Below are 790 nucleotides of genomic sequence, written 5' to 3' on the forward strand. Positions count from 1 at the left end.
CAGTGGCAGCGCCGATGCCGGCGCAAAAGCTGGACGCGCAGGGCCTGCCGCAGGCGGTCGCCGCCGCGCAGGACGTGCCGCCCGGCCTGGCCCGTGCCGTTGCCGAAAAGCGCCCGTTCCGCATCGGCGTATTTGGCGACAGTTTCGGCGATGGCCTGTGGGCGGCGCTCTATAACCAGTTGCCGCGCCGCGAGGCCTTCCACGTGCTGCGCTATGCCGAGCAGGCGACCGGTTTCACCCGTTATCGCCAGAACAACCTGGAAGACAAATTGGCTGGCCAGCTGGCCGAAGGGCCGGTGGACGTGGCGGTGATCAGCTTTGGTGCCAACGACACGCAGGGCATCTTCGTTGATGGCAAGGTGGCGCCGCTGCTGTCGCGGGCGTGGCGGGCCGAGATCGGGGCGCGCATCACCCGTTATGTGAAGGCCTTGCAGGCGCAGGGCGCCACCGTGGTGTGGGTGGGCCTGCCGCTGATGCGTGATCCCGAATTCGATGCCCAGGTGCAGGGGCTGAATGCCTTCCATGCCGGGTTGATGGCCGAACTGGGCGTGGCCTTCATCGACACGCGCGCCGCCGCGGTCGATGCGCAGGGCCATTATGCCTCGCACCTGCCTGGCAAGGATGGCGTGCCCTGGCTGGTGCGCGCTGGCGACGGCATCCACATGAGCATGAAGGGCTATCGCCTGCTCACCGATGGGCTGGCGCAGCGGTTGCGGGCCTGGGGCGAGGCCGCGCGCGCCGGCAAGGCAGTGACAGCCGATCTGGTACCGCCGCCGGCCGCCGCGCCGCC

1 protein-coding gene is annotated in these 790 nt (G+C 69.5%); it reads left to right on the forward strand.

Annotation, left to right across the window (positions count from 1 at the left end):
• Nucleotides 1–14 precede the first annotated feature (14 nt).
• Nucleotides 15–790: SGNH/GDSL hydrolase family protein (locus tag GJ693_RS16385; RefSeq protein WP_156257272.1), on the forward strand; the 776-nt coding region annotated here is incomplete at its 3' end.

Source organism: Sandarakinorhabdus oryzae (genome assembly GCF_009733735.1).
Taxonomy (GTDB): domain Bacteria; phylum Pseudomonadota; class Alphaproteobacteria; order Sphingomonadales; family Sphingomonadaceae; genus Sandarakinorhabdus; species Sandarakinorhabdus oryzae.